18 protein-coding genes are annotated in these 17,646 nt (G+C 60.6%); 13 read left to right on the forward strand and 5 right to left on the reverse strand.

All coding sequences use genetic code 11. From position 1 onward, the window contains the following. Nucleotides 1–24 precede the first annotated feature (24 nt). The 10 genes from HFO71_RS08715 to HFO71_RS08760 all read left to right on the forward strand — a co-directional run bounded on the left by HFO71_RS08715 (nucleotide 25) and on the right by HFO71_RS08760 (nucleotide 10,844). Nucleotides 25–1,521, forward strand: coding sequence for a CoA-acylating methylmalonate-semialdehyde dehydrogenase (locus tag HFO71_RS08715; protein ID WP_018445771.1), 1,497 nt, complete (start codon nucleotides 25–27; stop codon nucleotides 1,519–1,521). 167 nt (nucleotides 1,522–1,688) lie between these two features. Beyond that, complete coding sequence (locus HFO71_RS08720) at nucleotides 1,689–2,756, forward strand: YjgN family protein (RefSeq protein ID WP_221987852.1); 1,068 nt, start codon at nucleotides 1,689–1,691, stop codon at nucleotides 2,754–2,756. Continuing rightward, nucleotides 2,746–3,795, forward strand: coding sequence for a M48 family metallopeptidase (locus HFO71_RS08725; RefSeq protein ID WP_221987854.1), 1,050 nt, complete (start codon nucleotides 2,746–2,748; stop codon nucleotides 3,793–3,795). Before HFO71_RS08720 ends, HFO71_RS08725 begins: the two co-directional genes overlap by 11 nt. Nucleotides 3,796–3,903: 108 nt before the next feature. Then, nucleotides 3,904–4,386, forward strand: coding sequence for an iron-responsive transcriptional regulator RirA (rirA, locus tag HFO71_RS08730; RefSeq protein ID WP_221987856.1), 483 nt, complete (start codon nucleotides 3,904–3,906; stop codon nucleotides 4,384–4,386). A gap of 337 nt (nucleotides 4,387–4,723) precedes the next feature. After that, a complete protein-coding gene (locus HFO71_RS08735) occupies nucleotides 4,724–6,319 on the forward strand; it encodes an ABC transporter substrate-binding protein (protein WP_221987858.1) in 1,596 nt (531 codons plus the stop codon). A gap of 87 nt (nucleotides 6,320–6,406) precedes the next feature. Further along, nucleotides 6,407–7,411, forward strand: coding sequence for an ABC transporter permease subunit (locus HFO71_RS08740; RefSeq protein ID WP_064652512.1), 1,005 nt, complete (start codon nucleotides 6,407–6,409; stop codon nucleotides 7,409–7,411). A 9-nt stretch (nucleotides 7,412–7,420) separates the two neighbouring features. Beyond that, the gene (locus tag HFO71_RS08745; RefSeq protein WP_221987860.1) at nucleotides 7,421–8,311 is read left to right on the forward strand and encodes an ABC transporter permease subunit; all 891 of its coding nucleotides are present in this window, start codon (nucleotides 7,421–7,423) and stop codon (nucleotides 8,309–8,311) included. Beyond that, nucleotides 8,311–9,327, forward strand: coding sequence for an ABC transporter ATP-binding protein (locus tag HFO71_RS08750; RefSeq protein WP_168256673.1), 1,017 nt, complete (start codon nucleotides 8,311–8,313; stop codon nucleotides 9,325–9,327). The genes HFO71_RS08745 and HFO71_RS08750 overlap by 1 nt, the downstream gene beginning before the upstream one ends. Continuing rightward, complete coding sequence (locus HFO71_RS08755) at nucleotides 9,324–10,277, forward strand: peptide ABC transporter ATP-binding protein (RefSeq protein ID WP_017959058.1); 954 nt, start codon at nucleotides 9,324–9,326, stop codon at nucleotides 10,275–10,277. Before HFO71_RS08750 ends, HFO71_RS08755 begins: the two co-directional genes overlap by 4 nt. Before the next feature lie 27 nt (nucleotides 10,278–10,304). Then, nucleotides 10,305–10,844 (forward strand): gluconokinase, encoded by a 540-nt coding sequence (locus tag HFO71_RS08760; protein WP_221987861.1) that lies wholly within the window; start codon nucleotides 10,305–10,307, stop codon nucleotides 10,842–10,844. Here HFO71_RS08760 and HFO71_RS08765 read toward each other — a convergent pair. From HFO71_RS08765 to HFO71_RS08775, 3 genes are all read right to left on the reverse strand, one after another. Further along, complete coding sequence (locus HFO71_RS08765) at nucleotides 10,834–12,081, reverse strand: NAD(P)/FAD-dependent oxidoreductase (RefSeq protein ID WP_221978918.1); 1,248 nt, start codon at nucleotides 12,079–12,081, stop codon at nucleotides 10,834–10,836. The two genes, HFO71_RS08760 and HFO71_RS08765, sit on opposite strands and share 11 nt — an antisense overlap. A gap of 75 nt (nucleotides 12,082–12,156) precedes the next feature. Then, nucleotides 12,157–12,660: an isoprenylcysteine carboxyl methyltransferase family protein gene (locus tag HFO71_RS08770; RefSeq protein WP_221987862.1), complete on the reverse strand. Its 504-nt coding sequence runs from the start codon at nucleotides 12,658–12,660 to the stop codon at nucleotides 12,157–12,159. Then, on the reverse strand, nucleotides 12,657–13,709 hold the full coding sequence (locus HFO71_RS08775; RefSeq protein ID WP_221987863.1) for a type III polyketide synthase: 1,053 nt from the start codon (nucleotides 13,707–13,709) through the stop codon (nucleotides 12,657–12,659). The genes HFO71_RS08770 and HFO71_RS08775 overlap by 4 nt, the downstream gene beginning before the upstream one ends. Before the next feature lie 166 nt (nucleotides 13,710–13,875). Here HFO71_RS08775 and HFO71_RS08780 point away from each other — a divergent pair, with 166 nt between their 5' ends. The 3 genes from HFO71_RS08780 to HFO71_RS08790 are packed head-to-tail and all read left to right on the forward strand — an operon-like array spanning nucleotide 13,876 to nucleotide 15,864. Continuing rightward, nucleotides 13,876–14,412 carry a tetratricopeptide repeat protein gene (locus tag HFO71_RS08780; protein ID WP_132615073.1) on the forward strand — a complete coding sequence of 179 codons (537 nt, stop codon included), beginning with the start codon at nucleotides 13,876–13,878 and terminating at the stop codon, nucleotides 14,410–14,412. 46 nt (nucleotides 14,413–14,458) lie between these two features. After that, nucleotides 14,459–15,064, forward strand: coding sequence for an RNA polymerase sigma factor (locus tag HFO71_RS08785; protein ID WP_221987864.1), 606 nt, complete (start codon nucleotides 14,459–14,461; stop codon nucleotides 15,062–15,064). Then, nucleotides 15,061–15,864, forward strand: coding sequence for an anti-sigma factor family protein (locus HFO71_RS08790; RefSeq protein ID WP_221987865.1), 804 nt, complete (start codon nucleotides 15,061–15,063; stop codon nucleotides 15,862–15,864). The genes HFO71_RS08785 and HFO71_RS08790 overlap by 4 nt, the downstream gene beginning before the upstream one ends. Before the next feature lie 27 nt (nucleotides 15,865–15,891). Here the strand turns inward: HFO71_RS08790 and rfbA are convergent, their stop codons facing one another. Beyond that, complete coding sequence (gene rfbA, locus HFO71_RS08795; RefSeq protein ID WP_221987866.1) at nucleotides 15,892–16,755, reverse strand: glucose-1-phosphate thymidylyltransferase RfbA; 864 nt, start codon at nucleotides 16,753–16,755, stop codon at nucleotides 15,892–15,894. Next, entirely contained in the window at nucleotides 16,752–17,645 is an 894-nt protein-coding gene (rfbD, locus tag HFO71_RS08800) for a dTDP-4-dehydrorhamnose reductase (protein WP_221987867.1), read from the reverse strand. Before rfbD ends, rfbA begins: the two co-directional genes overlap by 4 nt. Nucleotide 17,646 lies beyond the last annotated feature (1 nt).

Consider the following 17,646-nt stretch of genomic DNA (forward strand, 5'->3'; position numbering starts at 1 on the left):
CATCCAAAAACAGGAGGAACACCCATGCGTGAGATCGGTCATTTCATCGGCGGCAAGCAGGTTGCCGGCACCAGCGGCCGCGTGAGCAACGTCTACAATCCGGCAACCGGCGAAGTACAGGCGACGGTCGCACTCGCAAGCGTCGAGGAACTGCGCGCCGCTGTCGAAAACGCCAAGGCTGCGCAGCCGAAATGGGCTGCCACCAATCCGCAGCGCCGCGCCCGCGTCTTCTTCAAGTTCGTCGAACTCTTGAACAAGCACATGGACGAGCTTGCCGAAATCCTCTCCAAGGAACACGGCAAGACGATCGAGGATGCCAAGGGCGACGTCATCCGCGGCCTCGAAGTCTGCGAATTCGTCTGCGGCATTCCCCATCTCGCCAAGGGCGAGTTCACTGAAGGCGCCGGACCGGCGATCGACATGTATTCGATCCGCCAGCCGGTCGGTATCGGCGCCGGCATTACGCCCTTCAATTTCCCCGGCATGATCCCGATGTGGATGTTTGCGCCGGCGATCGCCTGCGGCAACGCCTTTATCCTGAAGCCCTCCGAGCGTGATCCCTCCCTGCCGATCCGTCTCGCCGAACTGATGATCGAGGCCGGTCTGCCGGCCGGCATCCTCAACGTCGTCAATGGCGACAAGGGTGCCGTCGACGCGATCCTCACCGATCCCGATATCGGCGCCGTCTCCTTCGTCGGCTCTACGCCGATCGCCCGCTACGTCTATGGCACGGCAGCGATGAACGGCAAACGCGCCCAGTGCTTCGGCGGCGCCAAGAACCATATGATCATCATGCCGGATGCAGACCTGGATCAGGCCGTCAACGCCCTGATGGGTGCAGGCTACGGTTCGGCCGGCGAGCGCTGCATGGCGATCTCGGTTGCCGTTCCGGTCGGCGAGGAGACCGCCAACCGCCTCGTCGAGAAGCTGACGCCGAAGATCGAATCCCTGCGCATCGGCCCCTATACCGACGACAAGGCCGACATGGGTCCCCTCGTCACCAAGGAAGCCTATACCCGTGTTCGCGGGTTGATCGACCGCGGCATCGAGGAAGGTGCCAAGCTCGTCGTCGATGGCCGCGATTTCAAACTGCAGGGTTATGAAGACGGCTATTTCGTTGGCGGTTGCCTGTTCGATCACGTCACGCCTGAGATGGATATCTACAAGACCGAGATCTTCGGACCTGTTCTCTCCGTCGTTCGCGCCGCGAATTACGAGGATGCGCTGTCGCTGCCGATGAAGCACGAATATGGCAACGGCGTCGCCATCTACACGCGTGACGGCGATGCCGCGCGCGATTTCGCCTCGCGCATCAATATCGGCATGATCGGCATCAACGTTCCGATCCCGGTACCGCTCGCCTATCACTCCTTCGGCGGCTGGAAGGCCTCGAGCTTCGGCGACCTCAACCAGCACGGCACGGATTCGATCAAGTTCTGGACGAAGACCAAGACCGTCACCGCCCGCTGGCCCTCCGGCATCAAGAGCGGCGCGGAATTCGTCATGCCGACGATGAAGTAATCTTCACGACAGTCCAATCTTCAATCTGCAATCCGGGGGCCTTTCGGCCTCCGGATTTTTCGATTCTAAGTTGTTGATTTTTGCCCGATTTGCTTTCAGATGAGCTGCCGGTCGCGTGATTCCCGTCATGAGCCGGTGGGCTTGTTACGCTTTGGGGGAAGCAAAATATGGATAATCGAGTGTCCGCGGGCGCCGCGGCGAACGCATTCGAGCGTGCAAGGTTCACCGGCACGGCATCGGAATATTTCGGCATCTGGATCGTCAACGTTCTTCTGACGATCGTAACGCTTGGCATCTATTCGGCCTGGGCGAAGGTGCGGCGCAATCGTTATTTCTACGGCAACACCGTCCTGCTTGGCCGCAGTTTCGAATATCACGCCACCGGCATGCAGATCTTTATCGGCCGCCTCATTGTGGTGGCCTTCGTTATCGTGGCCAACATTCTGGCGGTGATTCATCCGCTGTTCTCGCTAGTGACCACGATCCTCATCCTCATCGCACTTCCCTGGCTGATCGTGAGGGGCCTTCGTTTCAACGCCCGCGTGACCAGCTACCGCAACGTCCGATTTGATTTCACCGGCTCCGCCGGCGGCGCCTTCGTCTCCGTCATGCTCGGAAGCCTCGTCGCCGTCCTGTCGTTGGGTCTGCTGGCGCCTTTCGCCAGCCGCTGGCTCAACCGCTACATCTTCAACAATCTCCGCTACGGCAACCGACCGTTCCAAACGGATCCCAAAGTTAGCGCGCTTTACGGCGCGCTTGTCATCCCGGCCCTGATGGTCGTGCTGGGCGCGGTCGTGCTCTCTGCCTTGGTTGCGATCATAGTCGTCGGGATACAGGCTTCTGAGAGTGATCCACTTATCTTCATGGTGGTGTCGGGAATGTATCTGGTCGTCTTCGGCCTCATCATCATCTACGGCCTTGCCGGTCTCATCTATCGGGCGGCTGTCCACAACATCGTCTGGTCGTCGACGCGGATCGACGGCCGGCATGTCTTGCGGAGTGATCTTTCCCGTGCACGTTATGCCTGGATCGCCATATCGAACGTCGTGGTGACGGTGCTCACCCTCGGCCTGATGCGCCCCTGGGCGGCGGTTCGGCTGGCGCGTTATGTCACCGAGCACACAGCGATCCGCATCGAAGGCGAGATCGGCGAGGTCTTTACACAGTTTGAAGCCAGCGGCACTTCCGTCGGTTCGGAATATATGAGCATGGAGGGGCTTGATTTTGGTTTCTGACGGAGAAACCATCGTGACGGGGGAATGGTATCCGCCGCATTCGAGCGCCGCCGTTCCCGCCCGCCTGCTGTCGCGGGGCGGGCGCCTCATCGCCGTCACCGCGGAAGATGCGGCTCTTTCCGATGGCGCCATCGGGACGGTCTCCTTTACGGCGCGTGTCGGATCGATCCCCCGGCGTGCGGTCTTTACCGACGGTTCGGTCTTCGAGAGCGCCGACAATGACGCAATCGATGCCTTTCTTCGCGCTGGCGGCAAAAGCGGATGGGTGCATCGGCTTGAGGAGTTTCATCCCCGCATCTTCGTCTTCGCGGTCGCGGTCGTTCTGCTTGCCGTCGGAATCTATCGTTATGCGTTGCCGGCGCTCGTCGAAGTCGCCATCTTCGTGACGCCGCCTGTCGTATCTGAGATGATGTCCTATGGCGCTCTCAACACGCTTGACACGACGGCCCTGTCTCCAAGCCACATAACGGAGATCCGGCAGGCCGAAATCGCCGATCGCTTTCGAAAGGTGGCCGCCAATGCCGAAGGCGGCGCCGACCGCTATGTCTTGAATTTTCGCAATGGCGGTTTGATCGGTCCCAATGCCTTCGCGCTTCCCGACGGCAATATCGTCCTCACCGATCAGTTGATCGAATTGGCAGGTGGCGACGACGAGATGATAACAGGCGTTCTCGCCCACGAGATCGGCCATGTCGAATACAAGCACAGCCTGAGGCAGCTCTATCGGGCCGCGGGCATCGCCGGTCTCGTCATGCTGATTGCCGGCGATATTGGCTCCGGCGTCGAGGATATCCTGACGCAAGGCGGCGGTCTGCTCGCATTGTCCTATTCCCGCAGCGCCGAGGCTGAGGCTGACCGACGCTCGGTCGAACTGATGCGCAAAGCCGGTATGGATCCCGTCGCGATCGCCAGGTTTTTCGATCTGCTGGAAGCCAAGCTCGGCGACCACTCCCGCACCAGCATGCTGTCCACCCATCCAGGCACACCCGAGCGCAAGCAGGCGATTCTGGATTACGTCGAGATCCTGGAGCGGGATTGACGTCGCGGCAAATGGCCTCATAAGCTGAATGCGAATTTCATATTTTGGAATTGTTCAAAACTAGCAAACCGCCTATATAGGTCTGAACAGACGAGTCAGGAGAATGGCATGCGGTTGACGAAGCAGACGAACTATGCGGTTCGCATGTTGATGTATTGTGCTGCCAACGACGGGCACTTGAGCCGGATTCCGGAAATCGCCAGGGCCTATGGCGTTTCCGAGCTCTTTCTTTTCAAGATCCTCCAGCCGCTCAACAAGGCGGGTCTGGTCGAAACGGTGCGCGGTCGCAACGGCGGCGTGCGCCTGGGCAAACCGGCCGCCGACATTAGTCTTTTCGACGTCGTTCGGGTGACGGAAGACAACTTCGCCATGGCCGAATGCTTCGAGGACGACGGTGAGGTCGAATGCCCGCTGGTCGATAGCTGCGGTTTGAATTCGGCGCTGCGTAAGGCGCTCAACGCCTTCTTCGCCGTGCTTTCGGAATACTCGATTGACGACCTCGTCAAGGCGCGTCCGCAGATCAATTTCCTTCTCGGAATCACCGGCGAGCCGGCCTATCGCAAACCTGCGATCGTTGTCCCCGCCGCCTAAATTAAAGATCATAATTTGCTCTGAACCGCGGTTGCCCCCAGCAACCGCGGTTTTTGTTTTTGCGGGCATCTCACACAGCCTCCGGAACGGGATATGCCGGCTGCGTGTCCCGATGGGCGCGTTTTTATACCAAATGCGACAAAATTTCGGTCTTTTTTGTGCGAATATTTCCGAATGAGGCTGATTTTTGACGGAAAATTTCTAAAATTGTCCAGCTGGAAAAATTTTCTGCGTAGCCCGTTGCTTTCAGTAAATAAATATCGTTCCATCGAGCGTCGACCGAGATGGCAATCTACGGTCTCCAAACATCAAAAAAGAACAACCGGGAAACAATATTATGAAAAAGATCTCTGTCCTGCTGGCAGCGACGGCCTTGATTTCCGTCATGGCGACGTCGGCCTGGTCCAAGACCCTTGTTTATTGCTCCGAGGGCTCGCCGGAAGGCTTCGACCCCAGCCTCTATACGGCAGGCACGACCTTCGACGCGTCGTCGCGCACGGTCTATAGCCGCCTCGTCGAATTCAAGCATGGCGGGACCGAGATCGAGCCGGGCCTGGCCGATAGCTGGAGCGTTTCGGCCGACGGCACGGAATACACCTTCAAGCTTCATCCTGGCGTCAAGTTCCAGACTACCGACTTCTTCACGCCGACGCGCGATCTCAACGCCGACGACGTCATCTTCTCGTTCGAGCGTCAGCTCAAGGCTGACAATCCGTGGAACAAGTATGTCGAGGGCGGCTCTTACGAATACGCCGCCGGCATGGGCTTTCCTGAGCTGATCAAGTCGATCGAGAAGGTCGATGACCTTACCGTCAAGTTTGTCCTCAATCATCCCGAAGCGCCGTTCCTGGCCGATCTCGCCATGGACTTCGCCTCGATCGTCTCCAAGGAATATGCCGACAAGCTTGCCGCCGACGGCAAGATGGCGCAGCTCAACCAGCAGCCGCTCGGCACCGGCCCGTTCACCTTCGTCGCCTACCAGCCGGATGCCGTCATCCGCTACAAGGCGAACGAAACCTATTTCAAGGGCAAGGAAAAGATCGACGATCTGGTTTTCGCGATCACCTCTGATGCTGCCGTCCGCGCGCAGAAGCTGAAGGCCGGCGAATGCCACCTCATTCCCTATCCGAATGCGGCCGACGTCGCCGAACTCAAGAAGGACGAAAACCTGACCGTGCTCGAGCAGGCCGGCCTGAACGTTTCGTATCTCGCTTACAACACCTTGATTGCTCCCTTCGACAAGGCCGAAGTCCGCAAGGCGCTGAACATGGCGATCAACAAGCAGGCGATCGTCGACGCCGTCTTCCAGGGTGCTGCGGCCGTTGCCAAGAACCCGATCCCGCCGACCATGTGGTCCTATAACGATGCCGTCGTAGACGACAAGTACGATCCCGATGCGTCGAAGAAGATGCTGGCAGATGCCGGCGTCAAGGATCTGAAGATGAAGATCTGGGCGATGCCGGTTTCGCGTCCGTACATGTTGAACGCGCGCCGCGCCGCAGAATTGATGCAGGCCGACTTGGCCAAGGTCGGCGTCGATGCGGAAATCGTCACCCATGAATGGGCCGAATATCTGAAGCTCTCGTCCGACAAGAATCGCGACGGTGCCGTCATCCTTGGCTGGACCGGCGACAACGGCGACCCTGACAACTTCATGGATACGTTGCTTGGCTGCGACGCGGTCGGCGGCAACAACCGCGCTCAGTGGTGCAACAAGGAATTCGACGATCTGATGACGAAGGCCAAGCAGACGGCCGACGTCGCCGAGCGCACGAAGGCCTATGAACAGGCTCAGCTGATCTTCAAGAAGGAAGCTCCCTGGAATACGATTAACCACTCATTGGTCTTCGTTCCGATGAGCAAGAAGGTCTCGGGCTTCTTCATGGACCCGCTCGGAATTCACCGCTTCGACGGTGTGGACATTTCCGAATAATAAAAAATCTGTAAACTGCCCGGTCAACGCCGGGTGCGGCCGGCGGTCAGGTTCCCCTGACCGCCGGAAACTATTGGAAAACCTGCTATGTTGCGTTTTTTCATCGGCCGCCTCGCGGTGCTGATTCCGACATTCCTTGGCGTTTCGCTGATAGCCTTCTCGTTCATCCGCATGATTCCCGGCGACCCCGTCATGCTTATGTCGGGTGAACGTGTGATGGCGCCGGAACGTCACGCCCAGATCATGCACGATCTCGGTTTCGACCGGCCCATATATGTGCAGTATTTCGATTATCTCGGAAAAGTGCTGCAAGGCGATCTCGGTACCTCGATCGTCACCAAACGGCCCGTTCTCGGCGAGTTCTTCACATTGTTCCCGGCAACGCTGGAGCTTTCGCTCTGTGCCATCATCATCGCCGTCTGTCTTGGCGTGCCCGCCGGCGTCTTTGCGGCCGTCAAGCGAGGCACGTGGTTCGATCAGAGCGTGATGGGAGTTGCCCTCATCGGTTATTCCATGCCGATTTTCTGGTGGGGTCTGCTGCTCATCATCTTCTTCTCCGGCTATCTCGGCTGGACGCCGGTTTCCGGCCGCATCTCGCTGATGTATTTCTTCAAGCCGGTCACCGGATTCATGCTTGTCGACAGCCTGCTGTCGGGCCAGAAGGGAGCCTTCGCCTCGGCCGTCAGCTACCTCATTCTGCCGACCATCGTGCTGGCAACCATCCCGCTCGCCGTCATCGCACGCCAGACGCGTTCGGCGATGCTCGAGGTTCTGGGTGAGGACTATGTCCGCACCGCGCGCTCCAAAGGCTTGAAGCCGCTGCGTGTCGTCGGCGTGCACGCGCTGCGAAATGCGATGATCCCTGTCGTAACCACGATCGGTCTGCAGATCGGCGTTCTTCTTGCCGGCGCCATCCTCACCGAGACGATCTTCTCCTGGCCGGGCATCGGCAAATGGATGGTCGATTCGGTCTTCAAGCGCGATTATGCAGTGGTCCAGGGCGGCCTTCTGCTGATCGCCGGCGTCATCATGCTGGTCAATCTGATTGTTGATGTTCTCTACGGCTTCATCAATCCGCGCATTCGTCATTAGGAGCGGCCCATGAGCACGGTCACCGTCAAAACCGGCCAGCCATCCGCCGTTGCGGAGTTCTGGCATTATTTCTCCCGCAACAAGGGCGCCGTCATCGGCCTGGTGGTTTTCGTCATCATCCTGGTCGTCGCAATCCTTGCGCCGCTCTTTGCGCCGCATGCGCCGAACGAGCAGAACCGCCAGGTGCTGCTGGCCGTACCGTTCTGGATGGAGGCGGGCAGCGCCTCCTACCCGCTCGGAACGGATGCCGTCGGCCGCGATATCCTCTCGCGCCTAATTTACGGCGCGCGGTTCTCGCTCTTCATCGGCGTCGTCGTCGTCACGCTTTCGGTCATTTCAGGTGTCCTGATCGGCCTCGTCGCCGGATTTTTCCGCGGCAAGATCGATACCGCAATCATGCGCCTGATGGATATCATCCTGGCCTTCCCGTCACTGCTGCTCGCTCTCGTTCTGGTGGCCGTGCTCGGACCTGGTCTCACCAATGCGATGATCGCGATTTCGCTGGTCAACCAGCCGCATTTCGTGCGGCTGACGCGCGCCTCGGTCATTTCAGAGCGTGAGAAGGAATATGTGATCGCCTCGCGTGTCGCCGGTGCCGGCACCTTCCGGTTGATGTTCAAGACGATCCTGCCGAACTGTCTTGGGCCACTGATCGTTCAGGCGACGCTCGCTTTCTCGGCGGCAATTCTCGATGCCGCCGCCCTCGGTTTTCTCGGCATGGGCGCCCAGCCGCCGACACCCGAATGGGGAACGATGCTGGCCGAATCCCGTGAGTTCATCTCGCGCGCCTGGTGGGTGGTGACATTCCCGGGTCTTGCCATCCTCATTACCGTTCTCGCCATCAACCTGATGGGTGACGGCCTGCGCGACGCGCTTGATCCCAAACTGAAGAGGTCGTGATGTCACTCCTCGAGATTGAAAATCTGACGGTCGAATTCCAGACCTCTTCCGGTCTCTTCCGCGCCGTCGACGGCGTGTCGCTTGCCTGCGACAAGGGCGAGATCCTGTCGGTCGTCGGCGAATCCGGCTCGGGTAAATCCGTGGCCATGCTGGCCCTGATGGGGCTTCTGCCGTGGACGGCGAAGATCACCGCCGACCGGATGCAGTTCGACGGCAAGGACCTGCGCGGCATTTCCGCCCGCCAGCGCCGGAGGATCATCGGCAAGGATATGGCGATGATCTTCCAGGAGCCGATGTCGAGCCTCAATCCGTGCTTCACGGTCGGTTTCCAGCTCGGCGAGACCCTGCGCTTTCATATGGGCCTCAACCGCAAGGAGCGCCGCCAACGCTCTATCGAGCTCTTGAACCTCGTCGGCATTCCGGCGCCGGAAGACCGCCTGTCGAACTTTCCGCATCAGATGTCCGGTGGCATGAGCCAGCGCGTGATGATCGCCATGGCGCTCGCCTGCAATCCGAAGCTCTTGATCGCCGACGAGCCGACGACCGCGCTCGACGTGACGATCCAGGCGCAGATCCTCGATCTGCTCGTTCGCCTGCAGAAGGAGCAGGGCATGGCGCTGGTGCTGATCACCCACGACATGGGTGTCGTCGCCGAAACCGCCGAGCGCGTGCAGGTGCAATATGCCGGCCAGAAGGTCGAGGAACAGCCGGTGAGGGCACTTTTCCGCGATCCGCATCATCCCTATACCGCAGCTCTGCTCGCCGCCCTGCCGGAACGCGCCAAAGTCGGCCAGCGTCTTCCCTCGATCGCCGGCGTCGTTCCCGGCCAGCATGGTCGTCCGACGGGCTGTCTTTTCGCGCCGCGCTGCGGCTTCGCCACGGTCGAGTGCGATCGCGGTGTCGTCCGTCAGGGACCGGAGCTTGGACTGGCGCTCTGCAACTATCCTTTGAAGGACGGCAAGCCACTCGGACATCCCGGCATCATGGCCGTTGAAACTGCAGGAGACCTGGTATGACGGGCGCTGTTCTCGAGGGCAGGGATCTCGCCCGTTTCTACACCGTCAACCGCGGTCTCTTCAAAGCCGACGCCACGGTCAAGGCGCTGAACGGCGTCAGCTTCAGCCTGCATTCCGGCAAGACGCTCGCCGTCGTCGGCGAATCCGGCTGCGGCAAGTCGACGCTTGCCCGTCTGGTCACGATGATCGAGGATCCGACGGCCGGCGAATTGCTGATTGACGGCAAGCCGGCGCGCGTCGGCGACCGCAGCTTGCGCAGCCAGGTGCAGATCGTCTTCCAGAATCCTTACGGCTCGCTCAACCCGCGCCAGAAGGTCGGCGCGATTCTTGAAGAGCCGCTGAAGATCAATACCGATCTCGATGCCGCCGCCCGCCGTCGCAAGGTGGAGGAGATGATGGCCCGAGTCGGCCTGCGCCCGGAGCATCACGGCCGCTATCCCCATATGTTCTCCGGCGGCCAGCGCCAGCGCATCGCCATTGCCCGCGCCCTGATGCTGCGGCCGAAAGTGCTGGTGCTCGACGAACCGGTTTCGGCGCTTGATCTGTCGATCCAAGCGCAGGTACTGAACTTGCTGATGGACCTGCAGAAGGAGATGGGCCTTGCCTATCTCTTCATCTCGCACGGCCTGTCCGTCGTCCATCACATCGCCGACGAGGTGATGGTGATGTATCTCGGCCGCCCGATCGAAACCGGTCCTGCCGCCGAAGTCTTCGCCCGGCCGCGCCATCCCTATACGGCCGCCTTGTTGTCGGCGACCCCGATCGCCGATCCCGAGCGCGAGAAGACCCGCATCCGCCTGCAGGGCGAACTGCCGTCGCCCTTGAAGCCGCCGTCGGGCTGCCACTTCAACCCGCGCTGCTGGAAGGCGCAGGACTATTGTCGCCAGGTTTCTCCCGAATTAAGGGGAGAAGGCGCACAACAATATGCCTGTCATTTCCCGCTCGACTGAGCGGGAAGCCAAGCTTGAGGAGGAAACATGCCGGATGAGTGGACGAACAAAGCCCATGCGATCATCGTCATGGGGGTCAGCGGCTGCGGTAAATCCTCCGTCGGCGAGAAGCTTGCCGAAGCGCTGCACCTGGCCTTCATAGAAGGTGATGCGCTTCATCCCGCCGCCAATGTCGAGAAGATGTCGAAGGGCATTCCGCTGACCGATGAGGACCGGATGCCCTGGCTCGACCGGATCGGCGAAGACATCAAGGCCTCGCTGGAAAAGCGCGTGGGCATCATCGTCTCCTGCTCGGCGCTGAAGCGCCTCTATCGCGACCGGCTGCGGGCTGCTGCCGGTGGCAATTTGTTCTTCGTCTATCTCGAAGGTTCCAGAGCGCTGCTGATGAAGCGTATGGCCGAGCGCAAGGGACATTTCATGCCGGCCTCGCTGCTCGACAGCCAGCTGGCCACACTTGAGGTGCCGACAGGCGAGCAAGGCGTCGTCACCGTCGATATCGACGACACGGTGGAAGGCATCGCTGCGACCGCTCTCAAAGGTCTCGCTTCTCTCGGCATCACGGGTTGAAACGCTGCGGCGAATAGGCCGCGATATCGATGAACGGCGTCTCGCCGGTGATGAGTTCGGCAAGCACGCGGCCGGTCACCGGCCCGAGTGTCAGCCCGTGATGAGCATGGCCGAAGGCAAACCACAGGCCCTGATGGCGCGGCGCCTTGCCGATAACAGGCATCATATCCGGCGTGCAGGGGCGCGCGCCCATCCACGGTTCGGGATCGAGCCTGCCTCCGAGCGGGAAGATCGTGCGCGCCACGGCTTCCGCGCGGTCGAGCTGGACCGGCGTCTTCGGCGCGTCGAGCGTTGCAAACTCCGCCCCTGTCGTCAGGCGGATGCCGCGGTTCATCGGCGCAAGGAGATAGCCGCGTTCGGCATCGAGCGTCCAGTTGTTGAGCACGGCATTGCCCTCAGTGGCATAGTGCATGTGATAGCCGCGTTTGATGCCGAGCGGAAAGGCATAGCCGAGCCGCCGCGTTGCAACGGCCGCCCAGGGGCCGAGCGCTATCACCGCATCCTCGGCTTCGAGCGGACCTTCCGCGGTCATGATCTTCCAGCCGGAGCCGAACGGACCGAGCGAGGCGGCGTCGCCCGTGACGAACCGGCCGCCTAAGCTTTCGAAATAACGGCGATAGGCCGATGTCAGCGCATGCGGGTCGAGCACCGACCAGGGATCGCGCCAGTGGATACCGCCGGCGAAATCGCCGGTCATATCAGGTTCCATGCGGGCGATGTCGGCCGAAGTCAGGCTGTCATACTCCACCCCGAATTCATTCTGCCAAAGTGCTGCCTCCGCAAGAGCCTGGTCGCGCTTGGCTTCAGTGCGGAAGATCTTTATCCAGCCGTCCTTGCGGATCAGCCCTTCGGCCTGCGACGCCTCTATCAGATCCTGGTGTTCGACAACCGAATTTTCGATCAGCGGCGCATAGGCCCGGGTGATGATCGCGTGGCGCCGCGCATTGGAGTTCCACCAGTAGCGGGCGAGAAAGGCGATCTGGCTCGGCAGCGTGCGCAGGTGATAATGCGCGTCGATGCGGTTATTCAGCGCATAACGCAACAAAAGCCCGAGCTGCTGGGGAAAGCCGTAGGGTGCTACACCTTCGCGCTGGATCAAGCCGGCATTGCCGAAGGAGGTTTCGTTGCCCGGATCCTTGCGGTCGATCAGCGTCACCTGCCGGCCGCGCCGCTGAAGATGGATGGCCGTGGAAACCCCGACGATGCCGGCGCCGAGCACGATTGCGTTCTTCGTCATTTCCGCTTGCATTCCGCTTTGTTTATCGGGTGAAAATGCCCGTGCCTATACCGCGACGCAAACGGAAAGTCGCATTCATTTCAAAATCATTGCCCTTTTCAGTGCGGCATTTTCAGCCTTCACGCGGACATGGAGGATCAGCGCGTTGAGAAGTGTAAAGACGATCGCGTAAAGCGGCAGGCCGAAGGCGAGGGGAAGGGCGGCGATCTCGCCGACGACGATCGCATAGTTCGGATGCCGGAGGAAGCGATAGGGCCCGGATCTGACGAGCGGCGCACCGGGCAGGATGATGATGCGCGTCGTCCAGCGGTCTTTCAGCGTCGCCAGCACCCAGAGCCGCAGCGCCTGCAGCCCCATGAACACCAGAAACCAGAAGAGCGCGACAGGCCTGCCCGGTGCAGTGAGCCAAAGGCCGATGATCCAGCCGGCATGCAGCGCTACCATGACGGGATAATGAGCGGGTGCGACCTCTCTGGCGCCTCTGGCAAGAAGCGCCGCCGTGTTGCGCCGGGCGAGCACGAGTTCCCCCAGCCGCTGCAGCGTCACGAAGGCAAGGAGCGCGACCGACGGCCACATCATGCGACCCTCCTGAGCGTCACGCAGCTCGCCGAAAAGCCCGGCCCCATGGCGATCATCGCGGAGCGCTCCGGCAACCCGGCGCGGATTGCCCGCTCCAGCACGAACAGGATGGTCGGCGAGGACATGTTGCCGTATTCGGCGAGCACGGCGCGCTCGTGATCTAGCGTGCCCGGGACCAGCGAAAGCGCGCTCTCCATCGCGGCCAGCACCTTCGTGCCGCCGGGATGGCAGATGAAGCGGTCGATATCCTCCACCCTCAGCCCGTTTCGCGCCAGAATGGCTGTTACCGCCGGGCCGAGCTCCTTTTCGGCAAAGGCCGGCAGCGATTGCGCCAGCACGATGCCGAAGCCGCCATCATCGATCTTCCAGCCCATGATATCGAGCGTGTCGGGAAAAAGATGTTCGCCGGTCGATTCCACTTCCGCCAGCCCGTCTTCGCCTGATCGCAGCACGCAGGCGGCTGCGCCGTCGCCGAAAAGCGCCGTCGCGATGATGTTCGGCCGCGTCAGCTCGTCCAGCCGAAAGGCAAGCGTGCAAAGCTCGATCGAGACGAAAAGCACCACAGTGCCCGGCCGGCTTTGCGCCAGCCGCGAGGCGATCGCAAAGCCCGACACGCCGGCGGCACAGCCGAGCCCGAAGACCGGCAGGCGTTCGATGTCGGGTCTGAAACCCATCCGGCCAGCTAGCTGCGCATCAAGGCTCGGTGTCGTAAAGCCGGTGGAGGAGACGGTCACGACACAATCGACATCGCCGGCCTCAAGCCCTGCCTGGCGAAGGGCCGAGCTGGCAGCCTCGACGAAAAGCCCGCCTGCCACCTCTGCAAAGGCCTGCATCCGGTCGTGCCAGCCATGCGGCTCGTCGAACCAGGCAAGCGGCCGCGCCGCATGGCGCTTTTCGATGCCGGCGCTATCGAAGACGCGGGCAAGATGGCGGAAATCCTCGAAGCGGTCGGCAAACAGCCGGGCCGAGGCTTCGACCGCCTGCTTTTGGAAAATGACATGTTCGGGTGTGGCAACGGCGAGGCTGACGAGTTTGACGGTATCGGTCACAGAATTCTCCTTGTCCCTCCGGCGGAACGAAGGAAAACACGCGGACGACCAAATTATTCAGCTTTGAACCTTCACGAAAGGGTGAAGAAGAAATGCAAGCGGCAGCCGAATAAAGCTGGATGCAGCGGTGTTCTTTCGTCGCAGCGTCACTTTCGAGGAGTTCCCCATGACGATCATGACAGCCCGCATCGCTTCCATCATTCTCGGCGGCTGCCTTGCCGCTTCTGTTGTCTCCGGCCCGGTTTTTGCGGTCGGTGATGACAGTAGCACGACCCCGGTCTGCAAGAAGGGCGAGATCTACGACCAGAAGACCAAGAAATGCGTCAAGCAGCAAAGCGCCAACGTCTCCGACGAGAACCGCGCCGACTATGCCTATTCGCTGGCCAAGGCCGGTCGCTACGAGGAGGCGCTTGCCATGCTCGACACGGTCAAGGATCAGAACACCGCCGAAGTGCTCAATTATCGCGGCTATGCCACGCGCAAGCTCGGCCGCACCGACGAAGGCATCTCCTATTATCTGCAGTCAGTGAAGATGGACCCGCAATACGCCAAGGTCCGCGAATATCTCGGCGAAGCCTATGTCATCAAGGGTCAGCTCGATCTCGCCAAGGACCAGCTGAAGTCAATCAAAGCGATCTGCGGTACGGCTTGCGAGGAATATCAGGATCTGAACGCTGCAATCCTCGATCCCTCGGAGATCTGATCAGCAGGCCACAGCAGGAAAATGGAAGCACGAAAGGGACGTAAGAATGTCGGTCGCGCGCACGCATTTTCCTGCCTATAGTCGCGCCAGAATGGAATCGCCGGTTCATCCGGCGGTTTCGAAAAATGCAGGATTGGCGGAGGCGGCCATCGCGAGCGAAGCGGATATCAGGAGCGGCCTGACGGAAAATCTGGCAAGGCTCTGGCGTTATGGTCTCGTTCTCTCGCATCAGCGCGATGCCGCCGACGACCTGGTGCAGGCGACTTGCCTTCGTGCGCTGGAGCGCGCCGATCAGTTCATCCCCGGCACCCGGCTCGACCGCTGGCTGTTTTCGATCCTGCATTCGATCTGGCTGAACGAGATCCGCTCCCGCCGGGTGCGCCAGGGCCAGGGTTTCGTCGATGCCGGGGAGACGCTGACCTTCGACGGCGCGCACGACACCGAAACCCATGTGATGGCGAACCAGGTGCTGAAACAGGTAAATGCGCTGCCCGAGGCGCAGAGGACGGTGCTTTTTCTCGCCTATGTGGAAGGACTTTCCTATCGCGAGGTTGCAGGCATATTGGATATCCCGATCGGAACCGTGATGAGCCGGCTGGCGGCTGCCCGCGCCAAACTCTCCGACGCCGGACCGGAAGGGGGACGGCAATGACGACGAAACACACCATTCCCTCCGACGAGGACCTGACCGCCTTCATCGATGGCGAATTGACGGCCGAAGAGGCAGCCCGCATCGAGGCACTGGTCAATGAAGACGAAAGCGTCGCCGAACGGTTGGAATTCCTGGCGCGCGCCAACCTGCCGTTCGAGCAGGCCTTTGCCTCGCTCCTATCGGAAGCGCCGCGCGAGAAGCTGCAGGCGATGCTTGCCGCCATCCCGGCGCACCAAAGCGCAAAATCCGGCCCCGCGCCCATATTCGCCAGCCGACGCCGCTTCCTCGGCGCGCTCGCCGCCTCGCTGGTCGCCGGCATCGCCATCGACCGCGCCGTCATCGGCATCGGAGCACGCTTTTCGGCAAAGGACGAAAACAGCGAATGGCGCGCCGTAGTCGCCGACTATATCTCGCTCTATACCGCCGAAACGTACGCCGGCCCCGCCCCCGGCAGGGAGGACCAGGCCGCCCAGCTCGCCGGTCTTGACGAGAAGCTCGGTCTGTCGCTCTCCCCCGAAGCCGTCTCGCTGCCGGGGATCGATTTCAAACGCGCCCTGCTGCTGCAATATGATGGTAAGGCGCTCGCCCAGATCGCCTATCTCGACCCCGAGACCGGGCCGATGGCGCTCTGCATCGTCAAGTCTGACGCGGGCAGCAAGGCGCCGGACCTCGAAAGCCGCAAGGGCCTGAACGTGATCTACTGGGCGAACGAGACGCACGCCTTCATGCTGATCGGCCGCATTCCGGCCGACCGCATGAAGGAATTGGGAGAGGACGTCAGGGGGAGGCTCTCAGCCTGACCTATATATTCTGCCGAATCGCAGCTATTATTCGACCAGACCACGCAAGTATTGGCCGTAATCGCCTTTGCCCGCTTTGGCGGCAATCTGGGCGAAGTGCTCGTTCGTGATGAAGCCTTTGGCCAGTGCAATTTCCTCCGGGCAAGCGATCTTGAAGCCCTGGCGTTTTTCAAGCGTGCGGACGAACTCGCCGGCCTCGAGCAGGCTTTCGGGCGTGCCTGTATCGAGCCAGGCATATCCCCGCCCCATCATCGAGACCCGCAGCTTCCCCCGCTCCAGATATGTCTTGTTGACATCGGTGATCTCGTATTCGCCGCGCGCCGATGGCTTTAGATTGGCTGCGATATCAACGACGTCGGCATCGTAAAAATAAAGGCCGGTGACAGCCCAGTGCGATTTCGGCTTCGCCGGCTTTTCTTCAATCGAAATTGCAGTCATATCGCTGCCGAATTCGACGACACCGTAACGTTCGGGATCGTGCACGTGATAGGCAAATACCGTCGCGCCATCACCCTTCGATACACCCTCTTCAAGCAGCTCGGGCAGCCCGTGGCCGAAGTAGATATTGTCTCCGAGGATGAGACAGGATGGTCCGCCCGCCACGAAATCTGCGCCGATAATGTAGGCTTGGGCCAGGCCATCGGGGCTCGGCTGGACAGCATAGCTCAGAGACATGCCCCAATCGCTGCCATCACCCAGCAAACGCTGAAAGAGCGGCATATCGTGCGGAGTGGAGATGATCAAAACTTCCCGTATGCCAGCCAGCATCAAGGTCGTCAGCGGGTAGTAGATCATCGGCTTGTCATAGATCGGAAGCAACTGCTTCGAGACCGAATGAGTCATCGGGTGCAGTCGACTGCCGCTGCCCCCCGCAAGCACTATACCTTTCATACGGCCTCCTTCGGCTCTTCCAAGAGCTTTGTCACAGCAGCTCGCGTTGATACCTGCCACTCCGGCATGCTGACGCCATAGAGGCGCTTCAACTTATCGCAGCACAATCGGGAATTGGCGGGCCGTTTCGCGGCTGTTGGGTAGTCGGCGGTCGCAATGTCCCTGACAGTGACACGCCTGCCGGTCTTTTCCTCGAGAATGGATAATATATATCGAGCAAACTCGGCCCAGTTCGTTTCGCCGCTGCCGGCCAAATGAAAAACGCCGCGCGAGTCCGTGCTGGAATCCTTTGCTAGCCTGTCTGCTATTTTGACGATAGCCTCGGCGATGTCGTTGGCGGAGGTTGGGCAACCCAGTTGATCGCTGACAACGCTCAACTCTTCCCGCGTCTCCGCAAGCCTGAGCATGGTTTTCACAAAGTTATGGCCAAACGTTGAATAGACCCAGGCAGTCCGCAGGATGACATGGTTTTCATTGGCTGCGGCGACCGCATATTCGCCCTCGAGCTTCGATCTGCCATAGACGGATACCGGTCCAACCGGGTCGCTCTCGACATAGCGTTCGGGCTTGTATCCGTCGAACACATAATCGGTCGAGAGATGGATGACGGGAAGGGACAGCTCGGCAGCTGCGGCAGCGATGGCTCTTGCGCCGTCTCGATTGATGGCGAAAGCCGCCGCCTCATCGCTTTCGGCTTTGTCAACGGCAGTGTAGGCGGCCGACGAGACGACGATGTCGGGTTTGAGCTTCGCAATGGTTTCACGCACCATCGAAGGCTCGAGCAAATCCAGCTCGGGCCTGCCGATGGCGATGACCTCGATACCTCCGGCGTTCAGCGCTTGCAACGCAGACGTGACCTGGCCGCTCTTGCCTGTTACCGCGATGCGCATC

Source organism: Rhizobium laguerreae, assembly GCF_019778565.1.
GTDB classification, from domain to species: Bacteria; Pseudomonadota; Alphaproteobacteria; order Rhizobiales; family Rhizobiaceae; genus Rhizobium; species Rhizobium laguerreae.

What these genes read in the sequence shown, in the direction of transcription:
- HFO71_RS08715 (WP_018445771.1), top strand. Translation starts at nt 25, where the DNA reads ATGCGTGAGATCGGTCATTTCATCGGCGGCAAGCAGGTTGCCGGCACC.
- HFO71_RS08720 (WP_221987852.1), top strand. Translation starts at nt 1,689, where the DNA reads ATGGATAATCGAGTGTCCGCGGGCGCCGCGGCGAACGCATTCGAGCGT.
- rirA (WP_221987856.1), top strand. Translation starts at nt 3,904, where the DNA reads ATGCGGTTGACGAAGCAGACGAACTATGCGGTTCGCATGTTGATGTAT.
- HFO71_RS08735 (WP_221987858.1), top strand. Translation starts at nt 4,724, where the DNA reads ATGAAAAAGATCTCTGTCCTGCTGGCAGCGACGGCCTTGATTTCCGTC.
- HFO71_RS08740 (WP_064652512.1), top strand. Translation starts at nt 6,407, where the DNA reads ATGTTGCGTTTTTTCATCGGCCGCCTCGCGGTGCTGATTCCGACATTC.
- HFO71_RS08745 (WP_221987860.1), top strand. Translation starts at nt 7,421, where the DNA reads ATGAGCACGGTCACCGTCAAAACCGGCCAGCCATCCGCCGTTGCGGAG.
- HFO71_RS08750 (WP_168256673.1), top strand. Translation starts at nt 8,311, where the DNA reads ATGTCACTCCTCGAGATTGAAAATCTGACGGTCGAATTCCAGACCTCT.
- HFO71_RS08755 (WP_017959058.1), top strand. Translation starts at nt 9,324, where the DNA reads ATGACGGGCGCTGTTCTCGAGGGCAGGGATCTCGCCCGTTTCTACACC.
- HFO71_RS08760 (WP_221987861.1), top strand. Translation starts at nt 10,305, where the DNA reads ATGCCGGATGAGTGGACGAACAAAGCCCATGCGATCATCGTCATGGGG.
- HFO71_RS08765 (WP_221978918.1), bottom strand. Translation starts at nt 12,081, where the DNA reads ATGACGAAGAACGCAATCGTGCTCGGCGCCGGCATCGTCGGGGTTTCC.
- HFO71_RS08770 (WP_221987862.1), bottom strand. Translation starts at nt 12,660, where the DNA reads ATGATGTGGCCGTCGGTCGCGCTCCTTGCCTTCGTGACGCTGCAGCGG.
- HFO71_RS08780 (WP_132615073.1), top strand. Translation starts at nt 13,876, where the DNA reads ATGACGATCATGACAGCCCGCATCGCTTCCATCATTCTCGGCGGCTGC.
- HFO71_RS08785 (WP_221987864.1), top strand. Translation starts at nt 14,459, where the DNA reads ATGTCGGTCGCGCGCACGCATTTTCCTGCCTATAGTCGCGCCAGAATG.
- HFO71_RS08790 (WP_221987865.1), top strand. Translation starts at nt 15,061, where the DNA reads ATGACGACGAAACACACCATTCCCTCCGACGAGGACCTGACCGCCTTC.
- rfbA (WP_221987866.1), bottom strand. Translation starts at nt 16,755, where the DNA reads ATGAAAGGTATAGTGCTTGCGGGGGGCAGCGGCAGTCGACTGCACCCG.
- rfbD (WP_221987867.1), bottom strand. Translation starts at nt 17,645, where the DNA reads ATGCGCATCGCGGTAACAGGCAAGAGCGGCCAGGTCACGTCTGCGTTG.